The sequence below is a fragment of the Sphingobium aquiterrae genome, assembly GCF_037154135.1.
Taxonomy (GTDB): Bacteria; Pseudomonadota; Alphaproteobacteria; order Sphingomonadales; family Sphingomonadaceae; genus Sphingobium; species Sphingobium aquiterrae.
This window is the reverse complement of record NZ_JBANFL010000014.1, coordinates 113,073-137,604: the sequence shown is the minus strand read 5'-3', so window position 1 is coordinate 137,604 and position 24,532 is coordinate 113,073. Positions and strand designations below refer to the sequence as shown.

General features: G+C 63.8%; 19 protein-coding genes. 7 read left to right on the top strand and 12 right to left on the bottom strand.

Annotated elements, in window-relative coordinates; genetic code table 11:
• Window positions 1–116: 116 nt before the first annotated feature.
• A complete protein-coding gene (rpoC, locus tag WFP78_RS15885; RefSeq protein ID WP_336964384.1) occupies window positions 117–4,370 on the top strand; it encodes a DNA-directed RNA polymerase subunit beta' in 4,254 nt (1,417 codons plus the stop codon).
• A 390-nt stretch (window positions 4,371–4,760) separates the two neighbouring features.
• Here rpoC and WFP78_RS15880 read toward each other — a convergent pair whose 3' ends face one another.
• The 6 genes from WFP78_RS15880 to WFP78_RS15855 form a co-directional block, all read right to left on the bottom strand.
• Window positions 4,761–6,521: a chloride channel protein gene (locus WFP78_RS15880; RefSeq protein WP_336964382.1), complete on the bottom strand. Its 1,761-nt coding sequence runs from the start codon at window positions 6,519–6,521 to the stop codon at window positions 4,761–4,763.
• Window positions 6,522–6,839: 318 nt separating this feature from the next.
• A complete protein-coding gene (locus WFP78_RS15875) occupies window positions 6,840–7,955 on the bottom strand; it encodes a pyridoxal phosphate-dependent aminotransferase (RefSeq protein WP_336964380.1) in 1,116 nt (371 codons plus the stop codon).
• 50 nt (window positions 7,956–8,005) lie between these two features.
• On the bottom strand, window positions 8,006–8,839 hold the full coding sequence (locus WFP78_RS15870) for a sulfite exporter TauE/SafE family protein (RefSeq protein WP_336964378.1): 834 nt from the start codon (window positions 8,837–8,839) through the stop codon (window positions 8,006–8,008).
• Between the two features lie 94 nt (window positions 8,840–8,933).
• Window positions 8,934–9,470 carry a GNAT family N-acetyltransferase gene (locus WFP78_RS15865; protein ID WP_419722982.1) on the bottom strand — a complete coding sequence of 179 codons (537 nt, stop codon included), beginning with the start codon at window positions 9,468–9,470 and terminating at the stop codon, window positions 8,934–8,936.
• A gap of 75 nt (window positions 9,471–9,545) precedes the next feature.
• Window positions 9,546–12,167 (bottom strand): TonB-dependent receptor plug domain-containing protein, encoded by a 2,622-nt coding sequence (locus tag WFP78_RS15860; RefSeq protein WP_336964375.1) that lies wholly within the window; start codon window positions 12,165–12,167, stop codon window positions 9,546–9,548.
• Window positions 12,168–12,741: 574 nt separating this feature from the next.
• Complete coding sequence (locus WFP78_RS15855) at window positions 12,742–12,948, bottom strand: hypothetical protein (RefSeq protein WP_336964372.1); 207 nt, start codon at window positions 12,946–12,948, stop codon at window positions 12,742–12,744.
• A gap of 81 nt (window positions 12,949–13,029) precedes the next feature.
• Here WFP78_RS15855 and WFP78_RS15850 point away from each other — a divergent pair, with 81 nt between their 5' ends.
• Window positions 13,030–13,371, top strand: a complete 342-nt coding sequence (locus WFP78_RS15850; protein ID WP_336964369.1) for a UrcA family protein — start codon at window positions 13,030–13,032, stop codon at window positions 13,369–13,371.
• Between the two features lie 53 nt (window positions 13,372–13,424).
• On the opposite strand, the gene WFP78_RS15845 is transcribed toward WFP78_RS15850, so the two are convergent.
• Both WFP78_RS15845 and WFP78_RS15840 read right to left on the bottom strand, forming a co-directional pair.
• Window positions 13,425–14,180: a competence/damage-inducible protein A gene (locus tag WFP78_RS15845; protein ID WP_336964366.1), complete on the bottom strand. Its 756-nt coding sequence runs from the start codon at window positions 14,178–14,180 to the stop codon at window positions 13,425–13,427.
• Window positions 14,177–14,659: a GFA family protein gene (locus WFP78_RS15840; RefSeq protein ID WP_336964363.1), complete on the bottom strand. Its 483-nt coding sequence runs from the start codon at window positions 14,657–14,659 to the stop codon at window positions 14,177–14,179. The genes WFP78_RS15845 and WFP78_RS15840 overlap by 4 nt, the downstream gene beginning before the upstream one ends.
• 115 nt (window positions 14,660–14,774) lie before the next feature.
• Here WFP78_RS15840 and map point away from each other — a divergent pair, with 115 nt between their 5' ends.
• The 5 genes from map (at window position 14,775) to WFP78_RS15815 (ending at window position 19,865) form a co-directional block, all read left to right on the top strand.
• Window positions 14,775–15,605 carry a type I methionyl aminopeptidase gene (map, locus tag WFP78_RS15835; protein ID WP_336964420.1) on the top strand — a complete coding sequence of 277 codons (831 nt, stop codon included), beginning with the start codon at window positions 14,775–14,777 and terminating at the stop codon, window positions 15,603–15,605.
• A 374-nt stretch (window positions 15,606–15,979) separates the two neighbouring features.
• Complete coding sequence (locus tag WFP78_RS15830) at window positions 15,980–16,318, top strand: P-II family nitrogen regulator (protein ID WP_336964361.1); 339 nt, start codon at window positions 15,980–15,982, stop codon at window positions 16,316–16,318.
• Window positions 16,319–16,430: 112 nt separating this feature from the next.
• Window positions 16,431–17,843 (top strand): type I glutamate--ammonia ligase, encoded by a 1,413-nt coding sequence (gene glnA, locus WFP78_RS15825; protein ID WP_336964358.1) that lies wholly within the window; start codon window positions 16,431–16,433, stop codon window positions 17,841–17,843.
• A 366-nt stretch (window positions 17,844–18,209) separates the two neighbouring features.
• Entirely contained in the window at window positions 18,210–19,046 is an 837-nt protein-coding gene (locus WFP78_RS15820; protein ID WP_336964355.1) for a hypothetical protein, read from the top strand.
• 192 nt (window positions 19,047–19,238) lie between these two features.
• Entirely contained in the window at window positions 19,239–19,865 is a 627-nt protein-coding gene (locus tag WFP78_RS15815) for a glutathione S-transferase family protein (RefSeq protein ID WP_336964352.1), read from the top strand.
• A 152-nt stretch (window positions 19,866–20,017) separates the two neighbouring features.
• Here the strand turns inward: WFP78_RS15815 and WFP78_RS15810 are convergent, their stop codons facing one another.
• The 4 genes from WFP78_RS15810 to WFP78_RS15795 form a co-directional block, all read right to left on the bottom strand.
• A complete protein-coding gene (locus WFP78_RS15810) occupies window positions 20,018–21,031 on the bottom strand; it encodes a glycosyltransferase family 2 protein (protein WP_336964349.1) in 1,014 nt (337 codons plus the stop codon).
• 92 nt (window positions 21,032–21,123) lie between these two features.
• Window positions 21,124–22,128 carry a UDP-glucose 4-epimerase GalE gene (gene galE / locus WFP78_RS15805; RefSeq protein ID WP_336964346.1) on the bottom strand — a complete coding sequence of 335 codons (1,005 nt, stop codon included), beginning with the start codon at window positions 22,126–22,128 and terminating at the stop codon, window positions 21,124–21,126.
• 47 nt (window positions 22,129–22,175) lie between these two features.
• Window positions 22,176–23,156 (bottom strand): NAD-dependent epimerase/dehydratase family protein, encoded by a 981-nt coding sequence (locus WFP78_RS15800; protein ID WP_336964343.1) that lies wholly within the window; start codon window positions 23,154–23,156, stop codon window positions 22,176–22,178.
• A gap of 2 nt (window positions 23,157–23,158) precedes the next feature.
• Window positions 23,159–24,460, bottom strand: a complete 1,302-nt coding sequence (locus tag WFP78_RS15795; protein ID WP_336964340.1) for a UDP-glucose dehydrogenase family protein — start codon at window positions 24,458–24,460, stop codon at window positions 23,159–23,161.
• Window positions 24,461–24,532 lie beyond the last annotated feature (72 nt).

Below are 24,532 nucleotides of genomic sequence, written 5' to 3'. Positions count from 1 at the left end.
CCAGGGAGGGGCCGGGGGTGGGTGGCGAACGCAAGCGAGCCTTGACCCAAATCGAGAGGTTTGCCCCACCCCGACCCCTCCCTGCCAGGGAGGGGCTAAGATGAGGAAATGTGGCTATGAACGAACTGACCAACTTCGCCAACCCGGTGGCCAAGCCGGAAACCTTCGACCAGATCCAGATCGGCCTTGCCTCGCCCGAGCGCATCCGCTCCTGGTCGTTCGGCGAGATCAAGAAGCCCGAGACGATCAACTACCGCACGTTCAAGCCCGAGCGCGACGGCCTGTTCTGCGCGCGCATCTTCGGTCCGATCAAGGATTACGAATGCCTGTGCGGCAAGTACAAGCGCATGAAGTATAAGGGCATCGTCTGCGAGAAGTGCGGCGTGGAAGTGACCGTTTCGAAGGTCCGCCGCGAGCGCATGGGCCATATCGAACTGGCCGCGCCGGTCGCCCACATCTGGTTCCTCAAGTCGCTGCCTTCGCGCATCGGCCTGCTGCTCGACATGCAGCTCAAGCAGCTTGAGCGCGTCCTCTATTTCGAGAGCTATATCGTCATCGAGCCGGGCCTGACCCCGCTCGACAAGTATCAGCTGCTCACCGAGGACGAACTGCTCGACGCGCAGGACGAATATGGCGAGGACGCCTTCTCGGCCGGCATCGGCGCGGAAGCCGTCAAGCAGATGCTGATGGACCTCGACCTTGAGGGCGAGAAGCAGGTGCTGCTGGACGAGCTGGCCGTCACCAAGTCCGAATTGAAGCCCAAGAAGATCATCAAGCGGCTCAAGGTCGTGGAAAGCTTCCTGGAATCGGGCAACCGCCCCGAATGGATGATCCTGGACGTCGTGCCGGTCATCCCGCCGGAACTGCGCCCGCTGGTGCCCCTGGACGGCGGCCGCTTCGCGACGTCGGACCTCAACGACCTGTATCGCCGTGTCATCAACCGCAACAACCGCCTGAAAAGGTTGATGGAATTGCGCGCGCCGGACATCATCGTCCGCAACGAAAAGCGCATGCTGCAGGAAGCCGTCGACGCCCTGTTCGACAATGGTCGCCGCGGCCGCGTCATCACCGGCGCGAACAAGCGTCCGCTCAAGTCGCTGTCCGACATGCTCAAGGGCAAGCAGGGCCGCTTCCGCCAGAACCTGCTCGGCAAGCGCGTCGACTATTCGGGCCGTTCGGTCATCGTGACCGGCCCGGAACTCAAGCTGCACCAGTGCGGCCTGCCCAAGAAGATGGCGCTCGAACTGTTCAAGCCGTTCATCTACGCCCGTCTCGATGCCAAGGGTCTGTCCATGACCCTGAAGCAGGCGAAGAAGTGGGTCGAGAAGGAACGCAAGGAAGTCTGGGACATCCTGGACGAAGTGATCCGCGAGCACCCGGTCCTGCTGAACCGCGCGCCCACGCTTCACCGTCTGGGCATCCAGGCGTTCGAGCCCGTGCTGATCGAGGGCAAGGCCATCCAGCTGCACCCGCTCGTCTGCTCGGCCTTCAACGCCGACTTCGACGGCGACCAGATGGCCGTCCACGTGCCGCTTTCGCTGGAAGCTCAGCTGGAAGCCCGCGTGCTGATGATGTCCACCAACAACATCCTCTCGCCCGCGAACGGCAAGCCGATCATCGTGCCGTCGCAGGACATGGTCCTGGGTATCTATTACCTGTCCATGGAGCGTGAGGGCGAGCCGGGCGAAGGCATGCTGCTGTCCGACATGCAGGAGGTCCATCAGGCCCTCTTCGCCAAGGCCGTGACGCTGCACTCGAAGATCACCAGCCGCGTGCCGCAGACGGACGAGGCCGGCAACCAGTATATGAAGCGGTTCGAGACCACGCCCGGCCGCATGCTGCTGGGCGAGTGCCTGCCCAAGAACCACAAGGTGCCCTTCGATGTCGTCAACCGCCTGCTGACCAAGAAGGAAATCGGCGACGTCATCGATCAGGTGTATCGCCACACCGGCCAGAAGGACACGGTGCTGTTCGCCGACGCCATCATGGCGCTGGGCTTCCGCCACGCGTTCCAGGCCGGCATTTCCTTCGGCAAGGACGACATGGTGATCCCGGACTCCAAGACCGCGATGGTCGACGAGACCAAGGCCATGGTCGCCGAATATGAGCAGCAATATCAGGACGGCCTGATCACCTGGCAGGAAAAATACAACAAGGTGATCGACGCCTGGTCGGGTTGCGGCGACAAGGTCGCGAACGCGATGATGGACGAGATCCGGGCACAGCCGAAGGACCCCGCCACCGGCCGCATGGCCCAGATCAACTCGATCTACATGATGGCACATTCCGGTGCCCGTGGTTCGCAGGCCCAGATGAAGCAGCTTGCCGGCATGCGCGGCCTTATGGCCAAGCCGTCGGGCGAGATCATCGAAACGCCGATCATCTCGAACTTCAAGGAAGGCCTGACCGTCCTTGAGTACTTCAACTCCACCCACGGCGCCCGCAAGGGTCTGGCCGACACCGCGCTCAAGACGGCAAACTCGGGCTACCTGACCCGCCGTCTGGTCGACGTGTCGCAGGATTGCACGATCGTCGAGGAAGACTGCGGCACCAACAAGGCGCTGGAGATGAAGGCCATCGTCCAGGGCGGTACGGTCATCGCATCGCTTGGCGAGCGTATCCTGGGCCGCACCACGGCCGAGGACATCATCGACACCAAGGACGGCTCCGTCGCCATCCCCGAAGGCACGCTGCTTGACGAAGCCCTGATCGCGCAGATCGAGGCGATCGGCACGCAGGCCGTGAAGATCCGCTCGCCGCTGATCTGCGAAAGCAAGATGGGCGTGTGCGGCAAATGCTACGGTCGTGACCTTGCACGCGGTACGCCCGTGAACATCGGTGAGGCCGTCGGCGTCATCGCGGCACAGTCGATCGGTGAGCCGGGCACGCAGCTGACGATGCGGACCTTCCACATCGGCGGCGCGGCGAACTTCAACGAGCAGTCGAACCTCGAAGCGGTTGCGGACGGCACGCTGGAGCTGCGCGACATGCCGACGATCACGGACAGCCGTGGCCGCCGCCTGTCGCTCGCCCGCAACGGCGAACTGGCGATCATCGATAATGAAGGTCGCGAGCGTGCGGTCCATCGCCTGCCCTATGGTGCGACGATCCTGTTCGAGAACAACGCGAAGGTGAAGCTGGGCGATCGTATCGCCGAGTGGGACCCGTTCACCATGCCGGTGATCACGGAAAAGCCGGGTATCGTGAAATATGTCGACCTGATCGACGGCAAGACCCTGGCCGAGCAGACCGACGAAGCCACCGGCATCGCCCAGCGCGTTGTCGTGGAGCATCGTGGTTCCGCCCGCACCAAGGAGGATCTGCGTCCTCGCCTCACCCTGCTGGACGACGGTTCGGGTGAAGCCGGCCGCTACATGCTGGCGATCGGCGCGACCCTCTCGGTCGAGGATGGTCAGCAGGTGGCCGCCGGTGACGTGCTGGCGCGTGTCAGCCGCGAAGCCGCCAAGACCCGCGACATCACGGGCGGTCTGCCGCGCGTGGCCGAGCTGTTCGAGGCCCGCAAGCCCAAGGACAACGCGATCATCGCCAAGGTCTCGGGCCGCGTCCAGTTCCTCAAGGACTATAAGGCGAAGCGCAAGATCGCCATCGTCCCCGAGGATGGCGGCGAGCCGGTCGAGTATCTGATCCCCAAGAGCAAGGTGATCGACGTTCAGGAAGGCGACTTCGTGAAGCGCGGCGACAACCTGATCGGCGGCTCGCCCGATCCGCACGATATTCTCGAAGTGCTCGGCATCGAGCCGCTCGCCGAATATCTGGTCGCGGAAATCCAGGAGGTCTATCGTCTCCAGGGCGTGAAGATCAACGACAAGCATATCGAGACGATCGTTCGCCAGATGCTGCAGAAGGTCGAGATCATCGAGTCCGGCGAGACCACCCTGCTGGTGGGCGAACAGGTCGACCGCGAGGAGATGAACGAGATCAACGCGAAGCTGGCGCCGGGCGAAAAATTCGCCGCGGGCAAGCCCGTGCTGCTCGGCATCACCAAGGCGTCGCTGCAGACCCGCTCGTTCATCTCGGCGGCGTCCTTCCAGGAAACGACCCGCGTCCTCACCGAGGCGGCCGTTCAGGGCAAGAAGGACACGCTGGTTGGCTTGAAGGAAAACGTCATCGTCGGCCGGCTCATCCCGGCGGGCACCGGCGCGGGCATGAACCGCCTGCGCGTGGCGGCCTCCAGCCGCGACGCGGCGCTCCGTGCGCAGCTCAAGAGCCTGCAGGCCCATCTCATCGCGCCGCAGACTGCGGCCGAGGAGCATGCCGCCGAACTGGCTCAGGGTCCCGAAGCAGCCATTGGCGACGATGCGCTGGGCAAGGTGCAGGGTGAAGATTTCACCACGCAGGACCTGGACTGATATCACCGCCGGCGCCTTCACGGCGCCGGCGATTGAAAGCGCGGATGCCCGACACCATCTCTGGTGCAGGCTCCCAGCCGACGATCCCCGAGGGGATACAAATAGGGCCTCGCCGGCATCGCTGGCGGGGCTTTTTTGTTGGGCCGTGCTTTGTTGGGTCAGGCTGGCGCGCGCGTGCCCGGCATGCAGAACGCAAAGGACAGCATCATGCGTTCGATCTGGCCCGTCGGGGCTGCGCTTGCCGAAGGGCCTTATTTTTCCCTTCGGAATATGTCTCATGCCCCTCGGTCGCCTGCGGCCCGACAGCTCCGGACGTGATCCGGACGCACCCAGGGTCAGCTCACCCCCATTTCTCACGCGATGCTCCAGGCGGCGGGCTCGGCCATGGCCTCATCGCTCGCCAAACAGCTCCCGCTGGGCCTTTTCCAGCTCATCGGCATAGCGCCGGCGCACGAATGTCTCCGACAGCAGGCCAAGCACGCGACCGTCGGCGCCCAGCACGGCCAGCTCATCCGTGCCGGTGCTGTCGAATGCCTGCATCACCGCCTGAATATCCATCAGCGGCGTCAGCATGGCGTCGCGATTGACGGCGATCGTGCCGATGGCCGCCGCCTCGTCGATCTCATGGCCATAGGCGGTCGCGGTCAGCGCGATCCCGGCATAATGCCCGTCGCCATCCACCAGCACCACCCTGCTGGTGGACCCCAGCGGAAAGCGGCGCCGGAATTCCGCAATGGAGATGTCGGCGGGCGTCGCGCGCGTTTCGCGCCGCATCATCCGCATCGCCGTCAACGTCTTGATCCAACCCACGTCGCGCGCGCTCTTGATCGTCTCGCCACGCAGATGAAGCCGCCATGTCGAGAAGGAATAGCCGAACAGTTCACGCACGATCGTAGACGATACCAGTGACGCGGCCACCACCGCCCCGGTCAGCGAAACGTCATGCGTCGCCTCCAGCACCAGCATCGCCATGGTCATCGGCCCGCCCACCACCGCCACCGCAAGCGCCGCCATGCCGACCAGCGCGGCATTGCGGGGGTCGATCACCGCCGTCCCCACGGCCCAGGCCAGGCTCCCGGCGAACAGATGGCCGATCAGCGTGCCCAGGAACAGCGAGGCGAAGAACAGCCCGCCGCGAAATCCGAACCCCAGCGACAGGATGGAGGCCGCGCATTTCGCCAGGAAGATGGTGGCGATGAACCCCAATGTCGCGCCCACGGCCAGATCGGCGTGGAGCGCGCCATGACCGGCCGAGAGAACCTGCGGCGAGACCATCGCAATCGGTATCAGCAGGGCGCCGCCGACGATGGGCCGCGCCCATTCGGGAAGCCCGGTGCGCCGCGTGCCACGCTCGACCAGCGCCACCGCGCGCATCAGCGCAATGCCGATCAGCGCGCAGATGGCGCCCAGCCCGGCATAGATCAGATAATGATGGGTTTCGGTGATGCCGCTGGTCGCAGCGTCGATGACATAGGGCTGCACGCCCAGGGTCTGCGCAACCAGCGTGCCGGCCAGGGCGGCGGCGGCAACCGGCGCGATCGCCGATGGCGTGTAGGCGCCGATGACGATCTCGAACGCATAGAAGGCGCCGGCCAGCGGCGCGCCAAAGGCCGCCGCGATCGCGGCCCCCGCCCCCGCGCCGACCAGGGTCCGCAGGTCCGACCTGCGCAGATTGAGCGCCGCCCCGGTGAGCGAGGCCATCGCGCCGCCCAACTGGGCATAGGCCGCTTCCAGGCCGACCGATGCACCAAAACCGTTGGAAATGATCGTCTGCCCGGAAATCACCAGGCTGTCGGAGATCGACATCCGGCCACCATGCAGCGCATTCGCTTCCACCGCATCCACCAGCCGCCGCTTGCGAACGCGCACGACATGGGAAAAGGCCGCAAGCACGATGCCGCCAATCGGCATCACCAGCAGGACAGGGCCGGACAATGCCGCCAGCCCGCTCAACCGCGCCGCTGGCGGCAACGCAAAGAACCAGTGCTGCAAGGTGCGGGCCAGCGCGCCCTGGCCGATGCTGAGCAATCCCGCCGCGCCGCCGATGCCGATGGCGAGCAGGATGAACACCGCCTCGCTGGCCCGCACACGACGACGCAGCCAGCCGATGCTGCGGGTGATCAGGGGCGGAAGCTCATTGGCCGACATCATTCGCCTTCCATGCGATGGCGCGAGTCCCCCCTTCAAGGGAGCGATCGCGTGATCGTGGGCATAGGCGAGAGGATGCGGCGCGACCAGCGCGTTGCTCGCGGACAAGGGCGCGCGCTTGCCCGTCCGCGTCAGGAGACGCCATCGTGCAGCGATAGCCCCCGCCCTCTTCAGCCATGTCGGCAAGGCGCAGGCGCATGGAAAGGGCCGGGTCCGGCATCCCTGCCAGCCCGGCCCTATATCCTGTTTCTGCCCTTTTCGGTCCCTTTCCGCCTATGCGCGCGCGCCATGCCCCGGCACGGATCGGCGCATCGCCATGCCTCAGGCGCTCACGGCCTGCGGCAGGGCCATGGCATAGCGCTTCACATCCTCGATCTTGCCGGTCGAAACGCGCGACCATTCGGTCCATTTGCCATAAGCGCCACGGATCATGATCTTCTGCGCGGCCATCGCCTTCTGCACGGCATTGGCGTCCGCCACCTTCACGAAGACGAAATTGGTCTGGGATGGCAACGCGGCCAGCCCCGCCTTCTTGACCGCATCGGTGATGATGCCGCGCGCCTCTACGATCTTCTGCTTGGAAAATTGCAGGAACGCCGTGTCGTTATAGGAAGCGATCGCCGCCGCCAGCCCTGCTTCGTTGAGGCCGCCATTCATCAGATAGCCCTTGATGACGGTCGCATGTTCGGGCGAGGTGATCGCATAGCCCAGCCGCAGCCCGGCCATGCCGTAGATCTTGGAGAAGGTGCGGAACACGATGAGGTTCGGGCATTCCTTCACCAGCCCGGCGACGGAGGTATAGTCGGGCCTGTCGGTCAGCTCGTTATAGGCCTCGTCCACGATCACGATCGTCTGCGGCGACAGCTTGCGCACGAAGGCGCGGAGTTTGTCGCCGTCCAGCACCATACCGGTCGGGTTGTTGGGGTTGCACAGGTGGATCATGCCGACATCGGGGCCATAGGATGCGGCCAGGGCATCCAGGTCGATGCTCATGTCGGCGGCCAGCGGCACGGATTTGAGCTTCGCGCCCTTGCGCACGCCGAAACGGACCGTCGTGTCCCAGAACAGTTCCGGCGCCAGCACCGCGCCCTTGTTCATATAGGCCATGATGGTGGCGTTCAGCACCTCGGTCGAGCCGCTGCCGACCACCACCTGATCCGCGCCGACGCCGAAGCGCTCGGCGATCATCGCCGTCAGCCGGTCCGCCCCGCCATTGGCATAGTAACAGCCGAGCGATGCGCTGTCCGCCATCGCCTTCACCGCGCTCGGCGCCGGCCCATAGGGGTTCTCGTTGCGCGAAAGCAGCGCCACGCCGGGCGCCGGCCCGAAGACCGATTTTTCCGCTTCGGCGGCAAAGGCACGGGCGCCGCCGACGGCCAGCGCGGTTCCAACGGTGGCCGCGCCCAGCAATGCGCGGCGGTTGATGGCGATGGTCATACCGTAAAACTCCCTTCCCTCATGGGATCGCAGAGCGAACCCGGATCAGATCACATCTTGATGGCGTTCTTGAACATCACAAAGGCGATAATGACGAGATAGACACCGAAAATCCGCTTGAGCAGGCCGGGCGGCAGGCTGTGCGCGGCGGCGACACCCAGCGGCGCCGTCAGGATCGACATGGACGCGATCGCCAGCGTCGCGGGGATGTTCACATAGCCGAGCGACCCCCAGGGCAGGCCGGGCGCGCCAAGGCCGATGATCGCAAAGCCGATGGCGCTGGGAATGGCGATGAGCGTCCCGATCCCGGAGGCGGTCGCAATCGCGCGGTGGATGGAGCGGCCGCACAGCGTCATCACCATGATGGCGATCGTGCCGCCGCCAATGCCCAACAGCGCGGAAAAGGTGCCGAGCCCGCCGGCAATGCCGACACGGACCATGCCGGAGGGCATGTCCTGGCTGATCACCTTGCCGCCGACCTTGGGCAGCAGGAAGTTGAGCGACATCAGGAACACGCCGATGGCGAAGATCATCGTCAACACCTTGCCATCGACATGGCCGGCCAGCATCACGCCGACACCGTCGCCAAGGATGATCCACGGCGCCCAGCTCTTCAATATCTCGAACTCCACCGCGCCGCGCTTGGCATGCGCCAGCAGCGACCGGATGGAGGTGACGATGATGGTCGCCGCCGATGTGCCGATGGCGACATGGGCGATGCCGTCATGCGTGCCGCCCAGCAAGGGCAGCACCACGAACAGGGCCGGCACGACCACGAAGCCGCCGCCGATCCCGAAGATGCCGGCCGCAAAGCCGGCGAACAGCCCCGCCGCGAGCATCGCCGTCAGAGGAATCCCAAGGGTGGAAAGATGCGCCCAATCCATCAGCGGGTCTCCCTGCTGGTGAACGGCCGGCTGGCGAACGGGCTATCGGCGGCGGCCGCGAGGGGCGTAACGCCGCATGTCATCATCATCGACATTAATGGGGAACCTGCAACTGGAGTTGTTTTTCCATGGTGATCAGCGGCACGCCGCTATCTTCAAAACGAACGAGGTCGATAAATCCGCAAGCCCGGTATAAAGGCGCGCCCGAAAGTGTCGAAGAAAGTTGCAGCCGCGTAAAGCCCTCCGCGGCCGCAGCCGCCTCGCACAGCGACAGGATGCGCCGCCCGATGCCCTGCCGGGCATGATCGGGATGGGTATACATGGCACGCACCCGCGCGGGCTCGCGCGCCGGATCGAGCAGCCGGTCGTCGCGGCCGGGGGTCGTGTCATGGCCATAGGGCGTCTCCCGCCGGCTCCACCCGCCACAGCCTGCCGGCACGCCGTCCCGTTTTACGATGAAATAGGTGCCGTCGGCGATCAACTGCTTGTCCAGCCCCATGAAGGCGCGGCTCGCCGCAATCTGCCCGGCGGTAAGGAAGGATTGTTGAAGCTGACCGATCGCCAGGTTCACGACAGTCTCCAGCGCCGGAATATCGTCAACCGTCGCCAGACGGTGAGAAAGCCCCACCATATTTTGTCTTTCCGGTTTCCATTGGACAGCAAAAGGCCGGGGCGACGCAATCGCCCCGGCCTCCCGCCATTATCCTCAGAACTTCAAGGCGATACGGCCATAATAATAGCCGCCGTTGATCCCGTAGGGCGAGATCGACGGATACAGGTTGGAAGAATAGCTCCGCGAACCGGAGATCAGCTGCGGTTCGCGAATATCCTCATAGGAGGTTTCCGTCGGATATTTGTTGAACAGGTTGTTCGCACCGATCGACAGCTTCAGCGGCGGGGCGATCTGATAGCCCAGTTCAAGGTCCGTGATGAACGCGCTCTTCACATAGCTCCTGACGTCGGCGCCCTTCAGCGGGCTGTTGCCCGGCGTCGAGCCCAGCGAGTAAACCGACGAGTAGAAGCTCTCGCGCAGGTTCATGCTGAACTTGCCCCAGCTCCAATAGGCACCGCCCGTCACGCGGACCTTGGGGGTGCTATGCTCAAGCTGGACGACGCTGTACTTGTCGATCAGGGCGGACTTGGAGGCATCCGTGGGGTGAACGAACAGCGCCGAAGGCAGGGCGTTGATCCCCTGGACCTTGTTGGCATTGTAGTTCGCCGCCAGCGTCCAGTCGACCGTGCCGAGATTGCCGAAATCGCTGGAATAGGACGCCATGAAGTCGATGCCGCGCGTCCGCATCTTCACGCCGTTGACGAAGGTCTGCACCGCGACCGTGCCGTCGATATTCCGCGTGCCCTGAAGGTTGGTGAGCACATAGGACGGGATTTCACCGCCAAGCGCGCCCGCCGTCGCCGCCAGCACGGCGTTCTGGTTGTAGAGCAGATAGTCGTTGGCATTGTAGGTGACGCAGCGGCTGGCATCGAACGCGCCGGATTCCTTGTAACCCGCCGGGCAATATTGTCCGCGGAAACCATAGAAGGAGCTGGAGATGACGATCCGGTCGCGAATCTGGATCTGATAGGCATCCAGGGTGATCGTCAGCTTCGGCGCCGGATTGGCCACGAAACCGAAGCTGAAGTTGGTCGATTTCTCGGGCTTCAGGCCGCCAAAGCCCAGCTGTGCCGCAGCAGGATCGTTTGACGGCAACACGCCGGAGATGCTGCTCGGGCCGACGTTGATGCCCGAATAGAAGCCTTCACCCAAGGTCGGCGCACGGAACCCCGTGGACACCGTGCCGCGAACCGCAAAAGCCGTCGAGAAATCATAGCGGCTGGTCAGCTTGAACACCGTGGTGTCGCCGAAATCGCTATAATGTTCATGACGGACCGCACCGTCGATCAGCCAGTTGTCCGTCGGCTTCACGCTGATATCGAGATATTGCGAGAAGTTGGTGCGCTTGTGGAAACCCGCGTCGTTCGGGCTGTAGCCGAAGAAGGATTGCGCGCCGCCGCCATAATAGGACGCCGGATCGCCCGCAACGATCTCATAGGTCTCGCGGCGATATTCTAGGCCGGCCGCGACGTTCAGGTCCCCGGCCAAACCGACGTCGAACGCATGGGTCAGGTCGAGGGTGTTGCTCCACTGGCTGGCGATGAAATCGCCATTGTGGAAGAAGGTGGGGGTGAAGCCGGTGTCGCGATAGAGCTGGGCGTTGCCTGAATTCTCGACATAGACGCCAACCTCGTCACGGCCATAGGTGGAGGCCAGGTCGAACGTCGTCTCGCCGATCAGCCCCTTGAAACCGCCGGTAATGGAATAATCCGTCTCATCGACGCGTTCCAGCGGCTGGAACCCGTTGGGATAGAGGGGCACGCCGGTGCTGCTGACGATCACGTCGGGCGTGCGGACATTCTCATTCGCGCGCGCCAGCTTGTGGCCATAGCTGCCGAAGCTGTAGACTTCGAAATTGCCGAATTCATAGCCGGCATTGTAGCTGACGACCGTCTGGTTGATCTGCGGATCGCCCTCGATACGGTTGGTATATGGATAATAGGGCAGGTTGGCGATGCCGGGATATTTCGCCAGATAGGCCTTTGCGGTCGCGTTATCGCCATAGACCTGCGGGTTGACGTCGCCACGGAAGCTGAAGCCCTTGCGCTTCTTTTCCGCGGTGATGTTCAGATAGGCGCCCTCGAACGGCGCGAGGCCGATATTGCCCGCAACGCTGTATGTCTTGCCGCCCTGATCGAAATATTGACCGCCGGTCACATTGACCGAGCCGCCATGATCGGCCTTCTTCTGGATGAAGTTGATGACGCCGGCAATGGCATCCGTGCCATATTGCGCCGCTGCGCCGTCCTGCAGCACTTCGACATGGTCGATCGAATCCGACAGGACAAAGCTGATGTCCGGCGCGGCGCTGCCGCCATAGGGACCGCCCGCAACGCCCACATTCGCCGTGCCGTGGCGACGCTTGCCATTGACCAGGATCAGCGTGTGGTTGGGGCTGAGGCCGCGCAGCTTCATCTGCAGGTTATGCGCCTGAAGGTCGCTACCGAACGCCTGCGCCTGCACGGACGGAAGGTTCTGCGCAAGGCTCTGAACCAGATCGGGCTGCCCCGTGCGCTTCAGCACGTCGTTGCCCAGAACCTGGATCGGCGCCGGGCTGTCGGACGCCTTGAAGCCCGTGGTGCGCGTGCCGGTGACGATGATGGTATCTTCGCCCTCGGTAGGCGCCTGCGGCGCGCTGTCCTGCGCCTGTGCCAGGCCCGGCACGCAAAGCGCCATCGCCAGCGCGCCAAGAGAAATCGTACCCAAATGTTTCATTATGTTCCCCTTTGCTTTCTCCCTGCCTCTCCCGTGCCTCGCCCTGATCTTTTTATGATTTCTTGTTCTGTTGGTGGAGCCGTGCCCCCGACACCTGCCCTTCATTTCCCGTCCGTTGCCGTTTCGTGAAATCTGGACATCCGAAACAAACGATCCTCGCCGCCAAACCCGCCACCCATGACGACGAGCGTGGCGACCGGCATGGAATTGGACGGCCGGGGAAGGGTGCGCCGCGCCCGAAGGCACGCCGCGCGGGCCGAACCCGGCCTGTCGATCATGGGCCGCAAAAATTTCCGGCATGGCGCAGGTGCGAAAGCGCGGCCGCCGCATGCGCGAAACATGCGCGGAAAGCCCTGCCCCTCCGCCCTTGAGGTCAGCCTTGCAGCGATCCGTAAAGGGCTGAAACCAGCAGACAGAGGTCGCGGCGTTCCATGGAATGGGCGATATACCCTCCCCAACCGCGCATCTCTGCGGCTTCATGCCCGTAAATCCTGCCTATTCTTCGCAGAATTTCTACTAGATATCTTGCAGGATATTTCGGCAACAGGATCAATCAGCCATAACACCTGGCATATCAGGTCCAGAAACAGATGTTCATGGTCATGAATAGTTCAGCAGTCGGCATGACATGGCAAAAAGCCGATATGGAACGCGCCGTCACGCAAAAGGCATTTTGGGCGGGCGCGAGCGCGACATCCCCCATGCTGCCGCGCAACAGCCCGTTCCGCCAGGGCGGCAGGGCGACCGATCCCGGCTTGAAAGCATCGGGATAGCGGCTCATATATTCGATCCCGTGCCCAAATGGCCGCGGGTTTTGAAGATTGAGGACCGGCGCAATGCCGGCTTCGCCAGGAGGATGCCAATGCCTATCTCTCGCCGCTCGTCCCGAGCCGCAGCGCTGCTCGCCGTCCTGACGCTGGGCGTCACCACCCCTGCCCTGGCCCAGGACGACTTCGTCGTCACGCACGATCCCAAGGCCGGCACCACGACGCGATCCATGGAAATCGACATTTCCGATCTGCGCCTGTCCACCGCCAAGGGGCGCGCGACGCTGCAGCACCGGATCAATCTTGCCGCCCGGAGCGTGTGCGATCACCAGGACTCGCTCGGCATGCGGGAGTTCAGGGACTATCGGCACTGCTACAACAGGGCGACGGACAATGCGCTGGGCCAGGTCCACCCTGTCCAGACGGCCTCTCGCTGATCCGATATCCCGCCGGGGCCAGCCATCGCGCGGCCCCGGCGGGATGCCGCCCCTCAGATACCGTCCGTCACCACTGGCCAGCCAACGGATTCCAGGGCTGAACTGAGGTCCGCGATACAGCCGTCCACAAGCGTGGCATCGGTGGCGCGCACGACGAAATTGGCGCCCACGCGCCCTTCCCTGAAAAAGGGATAGCTGCCGATCTGGCACCCTTCATGGCTGCGCTCGATCGTGCCCAGGAGGTCGGCGACCTCGCTTTCGGGCACCCAGCAGCCGATCTGCCGCGAGATCAGGGGCAACCCGCCTTCCAGCGTTCCCGTCAGGCTTTCCAGCATGCCCGCCGTGATATGCGGCACGCCGGCCATGATGAAGATATTGCCATGGCGGATGCCGGGCGCGCCCGACATGCGGTTTTCGATCAGGTCGGCGCCATCGGGCACCCGCGCCATGCGCAACCGCGCCTCGGTGAGCCCGCCCCGCATCGCATAATAATGCTCCAGCACCGCCCGCGCCCTGGGATGGACGATCACGTTCACGCCAAGCGCGGCGGCGATGGCATCCACCGTGATGTCGTCATGGGTCGGCCCGATGCCGCCGGTGGTGAACAGATAGTCGTGCCGCGCGCGCAGGATGTTCACCGCTTCCACGATAGCGTCCTGATCGTCGGCCACCACGCGCACCTCCTTCAGGCGGATGCCCTGCACGTTCAGCCAGGAGGCGATCTGCGCGACATTCCTGTCCTGCGTCCGGCCGGACAGGATCTCGTCGCCGATCACGACCAGCGCGGCGGTCCACACACGGTCGCTCATGCCGCCCGATCCGCCAGCGCGACCAGCGCCACCAGCCGCTTCACCCGGTCCGGCGGCAGGATATCCGATGGGCGATAGGTCGTCTCGAACGCGGGAATGCCTTCCGGCAAGCGTACCCATGGCATGCGGTCCGCCACGAAGATCGCGGCATCGGGCCGAAGCGCCGACGGATCGTCCAGCGTCCCGACGCGAAGGCCCGCGCCAAAGCGGCCCATGCGCGGATAATGGCTCCAGACCGCCGTGCCGCAGGTCGCGCAGCGCATGATCGTCTGCCGCTTGCCGCTGCCCGTCGGCACATCATGCTCGGTCAACCGGCCCGAGAGGAGCAGGACATGCTCGGTTTCCACAAAGGCGTTGACCGCGGAATCCCCGCCGCTTTGCCGCTGGCACAAGGTGCAATGACAATTGTTCACCAGGATCGGCGCCGCATCGACACGATAGCGCACCTCCCCACATGCACATCCGCCTTCCAAAGCCATATGCCGTCCCTCCATGCGCATTCCCGCAGCCGGTGTTGCCGCCTGAAGCCCCGGAGCGATCCCCGGAGCGATCAAGGGTCTCGCCATGCCGGGTTGCAGCGACTATATCAACAGCATGACGACCTATATCACCACCACCAGCGAAAATGTGCTGGCCCGCAGCCAGGCGATCAAATTGCACGACGAGGCCGGCTTTGCCGGCATGCGCAAGGCCGGGCGCCTTGCCGCCGAGATCCTGGACGCACTGGTGCCCCATGTGGTGCCGGGCGTCACCACCGGCGAGCTGGACGACATCGTGCGCCGCATGTCGATCGACGGCGGCGGCGTGCCCGCGACGCTGGGCTATCGCGGCTATACGCACAGCTGCTGCATCTCGCTCAACCAGGTGATCTGCCACGGCATTCCCGGCGACCGCGAGTTGAAGGACGGCGACATCCTCAACATCGACGTGACGCCGATGGTCGATGGCTGGCATGGCGACAGCAGCCGCATGTACATCGTCGGCGAACCGCCGATCAAGGCAAAGCGCCTGGTCGAAGTCACCTATGAATGCCTGATGCTGGGCATCGAGCAGGCAAAGCCCGGCAACACGATGGGCGACATCGGCCATGCCATCCAGAAGCATGCCGAAAAGCACCGCTACGGCGTGGTGCGCGACTTTTGCGGCCATGGCCTTGGCCGTGTGTTCCACGACAGCCCGGAAGTGGTGCATGTCGGCCGCCCCGGCACCGGCCCGGAGCTGCGGCCCGGCATGTTCTTCACGATCGAGCCGATGATCAACATCGGCAAGCCCGGGGTGAAGATGCTGGAAGACGGGTGGACGGCCGTGACCCGCGACCGCTCGCTCTCCGCCCAGTTCGAACATTCGATCGGCATCACCGAAACCGGCTGCGAGATCTTCACCAAGAGCCCGCAGGGGCTGGACGCGCCGCCCTATCTTGGCTGACGGAGGCGCTCCCCCAGGAGGCGATCCCGATAGTCTGGAGCCAGCATTGGCCTCATAAAGATCGTCATGACTCCCATCATGCCAAGGGTGTCAACAACGGCCGCTTCATCCCCGGATGGAGCGGCCGTTTTGCGTCACCGCGTGCCGGTCCGGATATCCTGCCCAAAAAATAGGCGCAGCACATCGAAATTGCCTCAAATCCGTGCATTCTGGACAAATATTGCTGCATCGCCGAAGGTCTTGTGCCGAGTCGGCAACTGGCACGGTTATTGTTTGTTCACGAAGCGGGATCGCGTCTCGCTGGAGCTTTGAAGGAAGGGCGCAGTGCGCTAGGCTGTCATGCGCAACACGTCGCCACGGGGGTTGGAAGCCTGATGAAGAAGATCGAAGCCATCATCAAACCATTCAAGTTGGATGAGGTGAAAGAGGCGCTGCACGATGTCGGCGTAAGCGGCATCACTGTGACGGAGGCCAAGGGATTCGGCCGGCAGAAAGGACATACGGAGCTGTATCGTGGCGCCGAATATGTCGTGGACTTCCTGCCGAAGGTGAAGCTGGAGATCGTCGTGGAGGACGGTCTGGCAGAGCGCGTGGTGGAGGCGATTGCCGCCGCCGCGCAGACCGGCCGGATCGGCGACGGAAAGATCTTCGTCTACCCGGTCGAGACGGCGTTGCGCATTCGCACCGGCGAGCGCGACGACGACGCGATCTGAGCAGCGGGGGAAGCGCTGCTCTCAACATGCGTTTTTCATGCCGGCTCCGGCCGGCGGAATAATATGGACCACCTACGCCCGCGGGGGCAAAGAACAAGGAAGGTAAGCGACCATGGCGAACACGCCCAAAGACATTCTCAAGATGATCGAGGAAAAGGAGATCGAGTGGGTCGATGTCCGTTTCACCGATCCCAAGGGCAAGTGGCAGCACCTCACCATGTGCGCGGGCGTCATCGGCGAGGATGAGCTGACCCAGGGCCTGATGTTCGACGGTTCGTCGATCGAGGGCTGGAAGGCCATCAACGAGTCGGACATGATCCTCAAGCCCGATCTGGACGCCGTCTATATCGATCCGTTCAGTGCGACGCCGATGATGATCCTGTTCTGCGACATCGTGGAGCCCGACACCGGCGAGCTTTATACCCGCGACCCACGCTCGACCGCCAAGCGCGCCGAGGCGTTCGTCAAGTCGGCCGGTTTCGGCGACACCATCTATGTCGGCCCTGAAGCCGAATTCTTCATGTTCGACGACGTCCGCTTCGACAACGGCTATGCCGGCTCCTTCTTCAAGATCGACGATATCGAGCTGCCGACCAACACCGGCAAGGAATATGAAGGCGGCAACCTTGCCCATCGTCCCCGCGCCAAGGGCGGCTATTTCCCCGTCGCGCCGGTCGATCCCTGCACCGACATCCGCGCGGAGATGGTTTCGACCATGCTCGAAATGGGCCTGCCCTGCGACAAGCATCACCATGAGGTCGCCGCCGCGCAGCATGAGCTGGGCCTGACCTTCGGCACGCTGGTGCAGACCGCCGACCGCATGCAGATCTACAAATATGTCGTGCAGATGGTGGCGCAGGCTTATGGCAAGACCGCGACCTTCATGCCCAAGCCGATCGCGCAGGACAATGGCTCCGGCATGCACACCCACATGTCGATCTGGGACGGCGGCAAGCCGCTCTTCGCCGGTGACGGCTATGCCGGCCTGTCCGACATGTGCCTGTATTTCATCGGCGGCGTCATCAAGCACGCCAAGGCGCTCAACGCCTTCACCAACCCGACCACCAACAGCTACAAGCGCCTGGTGCCGGGCTTCGAAGCCCCCGTACTGCTGGCCTATTCGGCCCGCAACCGCTCGGCTTCGTGCCGCATCCCCTATGGTGCCGGCACCAAGGCGAAGCGCGTCGAGTTCCGCTTCCCCGACGCGATGGCCAACCCCTATCTGTGCTATGCAGCCCTGCTGATGGCCGGCCTGGACGGCATCGAGAACAAGATCCATCCGGGCGGCGCCATGGACAAGAACCTGTACGACCTGCCGCCGGAAGAACTGGCCCAGGTGCCCACCGTCTGCGGTTCGCTGCGTGAAGCGCTCAACAGCCTGGAAGCAGACTATGAGTTCCTGCTGAAGGGCGACGTCTTCACCAAGGACCAGATCGACGCCTATATCGAGCTGAAGTGGCCCGAAGTGTATCGCTGGGAAATGGCCCCCTCGCCGGTCGAATTCGACATGTACTACAGCGCCTGATCCCTTTCTCAGGCCATGAAGGAGGCCCGGTTGCTCACGCAGCCGGGCCTTTTTCTATATGCTCTTGGCGCAAGGCGAAGCGCGGCAGGGCGATGCCGGACCATCGGCGAACAGCCCTCACCCCGTAAAAAATCCGCCGGGGCAGCACGCCCGTCATGGAGATGGGCGAGACAATCGTGGGAAGAATGCGCGAAGGGAAATTGAATATTCATCCTTGGCCGATAGCAGCAAGCTCTTGTCTGACTGTGGCGAAGGGCTCCCATGAACAGGTTTTTCCTTTCCTTCTGCATCCTTGCCCTGTTGCCTTCCGCGGCAGAGGCGGGGCGCCAAAAGACCAGCATAAGGATCAGCAGGAGCCTGCCCGAAATGGAGGCAACGGCGATCTGGATGGCGCCGCGCGTGGAGGCATCGCCATCCCTGGCAACGGTCGGGGCCGCCGCGGGAGCCGTGCTGTATAGCGAAACTGCGACTTTCAAACAGTTGGCCGGCACCATCGACGCGCCGCTGTCCATAGATGGCCCGCGCCCGGCCATCGTGCCCGCCGGAACGATGTTTTCCGCCTGGCTGGTTAACGACCAGCGTCAGGCCTGCACCTCAATGGCACAAGACCCCGCACGGCCCGGCAAGCCGGCCTATCAACTCTGCCTGTCCTCGCGCGGCGGGCAACAGATGGACGCCGCGATCCTCCGTAAACTGGGTGAGAAAATCGACGGCGCGACCACTTCGATGCTCAAGGGGCCTCTGATCCTCAAGGGCGAGAAGGGTGTTTCAACGGCAAGTGGGACGGCATGGCCCGGGGCCAATATCTTCACTTACCGGCAGAGCGGTGGCGTTGGCATCATCACCGAATATAGCGAACTGCTCCTGTCTCCGGAAATCACCTATGAGCGGCGCCTCGTCGTTCGGAAACTCACCGCTTCAGCCATGACGTTGCGATGCGATGCAGGCAGCAGCGACGACCTTTCCAAACCGGTTTCGGCGCAGTCTCCATCCCATTATAAAAGGGAAGAGACGGACGTCGCCTTGACGTCCGGCCCTGTGTCCGTGCGACTATGTGGCGGTCAGTTCGACATTGCCCGCAACGGCACCATGTTTTCCGTGACCACGCGCGCGCCTTTCGCCAGCTGGTGGACGTTCGACGCCGGTCGCGGGCAATTCCTGATCGATGGCGAAGCCTTTGCCTATGGTGCCCAAACGCACTGATAGTGGACGCCCCGCAGACCCTGGCGATGGGTGAGCCACTGGCCACCACCGATCACGCGACTAGCAGCCGAATGGGGAACAAGGGTGGAAAGCGGACCTCGCTGAAGCTAAGCTTCGCATCTGCCTGGAGTGCCAGGGTCACATAAGGTTCGCTACGGTCGATCCTCAGTCACAAAAGGAAAGGGCCGGCGCATGATTACTGTATGGGGCGGACAGACCTCGCGATCGATCCGGGTCGCCTGGGTGCTGGACGAGATGGGCCTTCCCTACCGCGTGCGGCAGGTGGACATGCTGGCCGCCGAGCAGGACCCCGAGTTCCTGGCGGTCAACCCTGCCGACTACATCCCGGCGATCCAGGACGGCGACGTCGTCATGGTCGAGTCGATCGCGATCATGGAGTACCTGATGGCTCGCTACGGGCCGACGCCGCTGGCGCCCGCGCCGCACAATCCGAACTTCGCCGCCTACCAGCAGTTTCTGCACCTCGGCGAAGCCGGCCTCGCGACCCTGATGATGCCTGTCGTCGTCAGCCGCTTCATCGCACCCGAGGCCGAGCGGGAGAACTGGGGTGCGACCTGGTGTCTGCAGTCGTTCCAGAAGCGGCTGAAGCTGGTCAGTCAACGGCTTGCCAGCTCGCCCTACCTCGCGGGCGAGGCTTTCACTGCCGCCGACATCTCGGTGACCTACGCCCTGAACCTGGGCCAACGGAACTGCGGCATCACCCTTGACGACGCCGAACAAGCCTACCTCGCCCGCACCACGGGCCGCGACGCCTACAAGCGCGCCATGGCGCGTTCGCACGAAGGGGTGAACACCTAAACCCCCGTCTACCCCGCGAATTGAGGCGCGAGAAGAGAGCACTTAACGTCCAGAATGGGTCGAAACCGACCGTTTCCTTGTCGGCTGTTTGTCGGCCAAGCCATCCAGGAGTGGAACCCCCTCCCGCACCACCTCGACAAACAAAACGCCCCCTACTCCGCCCGCACCGCCGGGATTGCGAGATAGGCGATCTGCTTGGCTTCCCGCCTTGCCTTGGCGATGGCGTCCAGGATGATGCCGGTGAAGATCGAGAGGAAACCCAGCATGATGATGCCGACGCTGAGCACGGCGGTCGGCAGGCGCGGGACGAGGCCGGTCTTGAGATAGGTGATGACGACCGGCGTGCCCAGGCCCATGCCGAGCAGGCATCCGAGCAGGCCGATGAGGCCGAAGAACTGGAGCGGCCGCTCGTCCTTGATGAGGCGCGAGATGAGGCCGATGATCCGCGCGCCGTCGCGATAGGTGTTGAGCTTGCTCACCGATCCCACGGGCCGCTCATGATAGGGCGCGAAAATCTCGCCCATGGGCAGGCGCATTTCCAGGGCGTGGACGGTCAGTTCCGTCTCCGTCTCGAACCCGCTCGACATCGCCGGGAAGGTCTTCACGAAGCGGCGGGAAAAGCCCTTGTAGCCCGACAGCATGTCCGCCGTCTCGCGCCCGAAGAAGAAGCGCACCATGCCGGTCAGCGCATGATTGCCGAACTGATGCCCCAGCCTGTAAGCGTCCGCCGACGTATGCTCGCGCGCGACATTCACGAAGTCATAGCCCTGCCGCGTCACCATATCGGCAAGCTCGGTCGCCTTGCCCGCGTCATAGGTCGCGTCGCCATCGACCATGATGTAGCAATCGGCCTCGATCTCGCCGAACATGCGGCGCACGACATTGCCCTTGCCCTGCCGGCGCTCGACGCGAACGATGGCGCCGGCTGCCCGCGCGATGTCCGCGGTGCCGTCGGTCGAATTGTTGTCGTAGACATAGACCTTCGCCTGCGGCAGCGCGGCGCGGAAATCGGCCACGACCTGCGCGATCGTCACCGCTTCATTATAGCAGGGCACGAGAACCGCGATGCCGGGAGCCGGGGCGCCGGGCTGCGTTCCCACGCCGATCTGGCGAAGCGCGCCCTCCACGTCGCCGCGCGCGGCGACGGCCTCAAACTCAGCACCCATGACGCACTCCCACCCGATCATGCTCGGGCCGCTTATGACGCGGAAAGATTAACCCCTTACTCCCAAGCGGCGGCCAGGAATAGCAGGGCGATTTAAGAGTGCTGCCGTTCGCTCAGTTTGCGTTCCCATGCAAGAGCGTGCGTGACGATCCGGTCGAGGTCCGCATGGGCGGGTTGCCAGGGCAGGCGCGCCAATATCGCCGAATTGTCGGAAATCAGCGCATCGGGATCGCCTGCGCGCCGCCCCTCGATCTTCCGCTCGATCTTCATGTTGGTCACGCGATCCACGGCGTCGAGCACCTCCATCACGGAGAAACCCCGGCCATAGCCGCAGTTCATCGTCATCGTCGTGCCGGGCGCGGCGATCAGCGCCTCCAGCGCCAGCACATGCGCGGCGGCAAGGTCAGACACATGGATATAGTCGCGCACGCCGGTGCCGTCGGGCGTGTCATAATCGGTGCCGAACACCGACACATGGCTGCGCTTGCCCAGCGCCGCTTCCACCGCGACCTTGATGAGGTGCGTGGCCCCCGCCGTCGACTGGCCGCTGCGCCCACGGGGATCGGCGCCCGCGACGTTGAAATAACGCAGTACGCAATAGCCCAGCAGATGCGCCCTGGCGACGTCGGCCAGCATGATCTCCGTCATCAGCTTCGACATGCCATAGGGGTTGATCGGCAGCTTCGGGCTGTCCTCCCGCACCGGGCTTTCCTTGGGAATGCCATAGGTCGCGGCGGTCGAGGAGAAGATGAAATGGGGCACGCCGCACCGCACCGCGCTTTCGATGAGAGACCGGCTCTTCGCGCTGTTGTTGTGATAATATTTGAGCGGGTTCTCGACCGATTCCGGCACCACGATGGACCCGGCGAAATGCATGATCGCGCCGACATCATGGTCCCTGAGCAAAGCTTCGACCAAGGGCTGGTCGGCAATATCGCCTTCCACCAGCGGTACATCGTCCGGCACGGCCCAGGAAAAGCCGGTGGTGAGATTGTCGATGACCACCACGGGATAGCCCGCGTCGCGCAACGCCAGCACCGCATGGCTGCCGATATAGCCGGCCCCGCCCGTGACCAGAACCCTGGGCTTGTCGCTCACTCTCTTTCCCCCAAACGCTATCTGCAACCGATGATTCCCGGCCCGGCTCAGGCCGCCGCGTAATAGCCCCGATACCAGTCGGCAAAGCGCCCGAGACCTTCGGCCAGCATCACCTTGGGCCGATATCCCGTCAGTGCGTGCAGTGCCGACACATCGGCATAGGTCGCCGTGACATCGCCCGGCTGCATCGGCCGCATGATCTTCTGCGCCTCACGGCCCAGCGCCTGCTCCAGCGTCCGCACCATCTCCATCAGGCCGACGGGATGGCTGTCGCCGATATTGAGTACGCGATGGTTCCCCTGAACCGGGACATTGTCCAGCGCGCCGACGATGCCGTCGACAATGTCGTCGATATAGGTGAAGTCGCGCGCCATCCGCCCTTCCCCGTATATTTCAATGGGTTCCCCGGCAAGAATCTTCTGCGTGAAAGAGAAATAGGCCATGTCCGGCCGGCCCCAGGGGCCATAGACGGTGAAAAAACGCAGGCCCGTCTGCGGAAAGCCATAAAGATTGGCATAGGCCTGGCTCATCAGTTCGCATGAGCGCTTGGTCGCGGCATAGAGCGAGGCCGGATCGACAGCCGCCTCATCCTCGCGATAGCCGACGCCGCCAATGGGCCGGTCGCCATAGACCGAGCTGGACGAAGCATAAACCAGATGCTGGAACCCCGGCGCATGGCGGCACGCCTCCAATATGGCGAGATGCCCCTGGAGGTTGGACTTCTGATAGGCAAAGGGGTTCTGCAGGCTGTAGCGCACCCCCGCCTGCGCGGCGAGATGGACGACGCGGGTGATGCCGTGATCGCGGATCAACCCGGCAACCCCGTCCGCGTCGGACACATCCATGCGGTGGAAGGAGAAACCGGGCCGGTCGGCGAATGTCGCCAGCCGCGCTTCCTTCAGCGCCGGGTCGTAATAATCGTTGACATTGTCGAGCCCGACCACCGCCTCCCCCCTGTCGAGCAGGCGATGGGCGGTGGCATGGCCGATGAACCCTGCCGCGCCGGTGACGAGGACGGGCGCCGGCACGCTCACCGCCCCACGGCGTGATATGTGAAGCCGGCGTTTTCGATCATGTCTCGGGGATAGATGTTGCGCAGGTCGACGATGATGGGTTCGCTGAGCAGGCTTTTGACGCGGGGCAGGTCGAGGGCGCGGAAGGCATCCCATTCGGTGACGATGACGAGCGCGTCGGCACCCTCCATCGTGTCATAGGCACCGGCGCAATAGGTGACATTGTCGAGCAACGGCTTGGCCTGCTCCATGCCCTCGGGGTCATAGGCGCGCACGGTGGCGCCGCCGTCCTGCAGGGTCTGGATGACGGCGATGGCCGGGCTGTCGCGCATGTCGTCGGTATTGGGCTTGAAGGTGAGGCCCAGCACCGCGACGGTTTTGCCGCGCACCTCGCCGCCCATGGCCGCGATGACCTTGCGGCCCATGGCACGCTTGCGATTGTCGTTCACCGCCACCACCGTCTCGACGATGCGCTGCGGCGCTTCATAGTCGCGGCTGGTCTTGAGCAGCGCCAGCGTGTCCTTGGGGAAGCAGGAGCCGCCATAGCCGGGGCCGGCATGGAGGAATTTGGCGCCGATGCGGTTGTCGAGGCCGATGCCACGCGCGACATCCTGCACATTGGCGCCGACCTTCTCGCACAGGTCGGCGATCTCGTTGATGAAGGTGATCTTGGTCGCGAGGAAGGCGTTGCCGGCATATTTGGTGAGTTCCGCGCCCCGGCGGCTCATCTCGATCAGCGGCGACTTGTTGATGTGGAGCGGGCGATAGACCTGGCGCATCACGGCAAGCGCGCGCGGATCGTCGCTGCCGATGACGATGCGGTCTGGCCGCTTGAAATCGTCGATCGCGGCGCCCTCGCGCAGGAATTCGGGGTTGGAGACGACGGCGAAGTCGGCGTCCGGATTGGTCTCGCGGATGATGCGCTCGACCTCGTCGCCGGTGCCCACGGGCACGGTCGACTTGTTGACGATGACGGTGAAGCCGGTGATCGACCGGGCGATCTCTTCCGCTGCGGCATAGACATAGCTGAGGTCGGCATGGCCATCGCCCCGGCGCGAGGGCGTGCCCACCGCGATGAACACCACATCGGCATTCTTCACGCCTTCGGCCAGGTCGGTGGTGAAGCTCAACCGCCCGCCCGCGACATTGGTCTTCACCAGATGATCGAGGCCCGGCTCGTAGATCGGCATCTTGCCATCCAGCAGCGAGGCGATCTTGCGCTCGTCCTTGTCGACGCAGATCACATCATGGCCGAAATCGGCAAAGCACGCCCCCGAAACCAGGCCGACATAGCCCGAGCCAATCATCGTGATGTTCATAAACGCGTAACTCCAGCGGGCATCGACCGAAATGCTGCGGCGCAAAATAGCGGCAGCCGAACGAAAGGCAAG

Coding starts and splice junctions, on each gene's coding strand:
- rpoC (WP_336964384.1), top strand. CDS start 117: ATGAACGAACTGACCAACTTCGCCAACCCGGTGGCCAAGCCGGAAACC.
- WFP78_RS15880 (WP_336964382.1), bottom strand. CDS start 6,521: ATGATGTCGGCCAATGAGCTTCCGCCCCTGATCACCCGCAGCATCGGC.
- WFP78_RS15875 (WP_336964380.1), bottom strand. CDS start 7,955: ATGACCATCGCCATCAACCGCCGCGCATTGCTGGGCGCGGCCACCGTT.
- WFP78_RS15870 (WP_336964378.1), bottom strand. CDS start 8,839: ATGGATTGGGCGCATCTTTCCACCCTTGGGATTCCTCTGACGGCGATG.
- WFP78_RS15865 (WP_419722982.1), bottom strand. CDS start 9,470: ATGGTGGGGCTTTCTCACCGTCTGGCGACGGTTGACGATATTCCGGCG.
- WFP78_RS15860 (WP_336964375.1), bottom strand. CDS start 12,167: ATGAAACATTTGGGTACGATTTCTCTTGGCGCGCTGGCGATGGCGCTT.
- WFP78_RS15855 (WP_336964372.1), bottom strand. CDS start 12,948: ATGAGCCGCTATCCCGATGCTTTCAAGCCGGGATCGGTCGCCCTGCCG.
- WFP78_RS15850 (WP_336964369.1), top strand. CDS start 13,030: ATGCCTATCTCTCGCCGCTCGTCCCGAGCCGCAGCGCTGCTCGCCGTC.
- WFP78_RS15845 (WP_336964366.1), bottom strand. CDS start 14,180: ATGAGCGACCGTGTGTGGACCGCCGCGCTGGTCGTGATCGGCGACGAG.
- WFP78_RS15840 (WP_336964363.1), bottom strand. CDS start 14,659: ATGGCTTTGGAAGGCGGATGTGCATGTGGGGAGGTGCGCTATCGTGTC.
- map (WP_336964420.1), top strand. CDS start 14,775: ATGACGACCTATATCACCACCACCAGCGAAAATGTGCTGGCCCGCAGC.
- WFP78_RS15830 (WP_336964361.1), top strand. CDS start 15,980: ATGAAGAAGATCGAAGCCATCATCAAACCATTCAAGTTGGATGAGGTG.
- glnA (WP_336964358.1), top strand. CDS start 16,431: ATGGCGAACACGCCCAAAGACATTCTCAAGATGATCGAGGAAAAGGAG.
- WFP78_RS15820 (WP_336964355.1), top strand. CDS start 18,210: ATGGAGGCAACGGCGATCTGGATGGCGCCGCGCGTGGAGGCATCGCCA.
- WFP78_RS15815 (WP_336964352.1), top strand. CDS start 19,239: ATGATTACTGTATGGGGCGGACAGACCTCGCGATCGATCCGGGTCGCC.
- WFP78_RS15810 (WP_336964349.1), bottom strand. CDS start 21,031: ATGGGTGCTGAGTTTGAGGCCGTCGCCGCGCGCGGCGACGTGGAGGGC.
- WFP78_RS15795 (WP_336964340.1), bottom strand. CDS start 24,460: ATGAACATCACGATGATTGGCTCGGGCTATGTCGGCCTGGTTTCGGGG.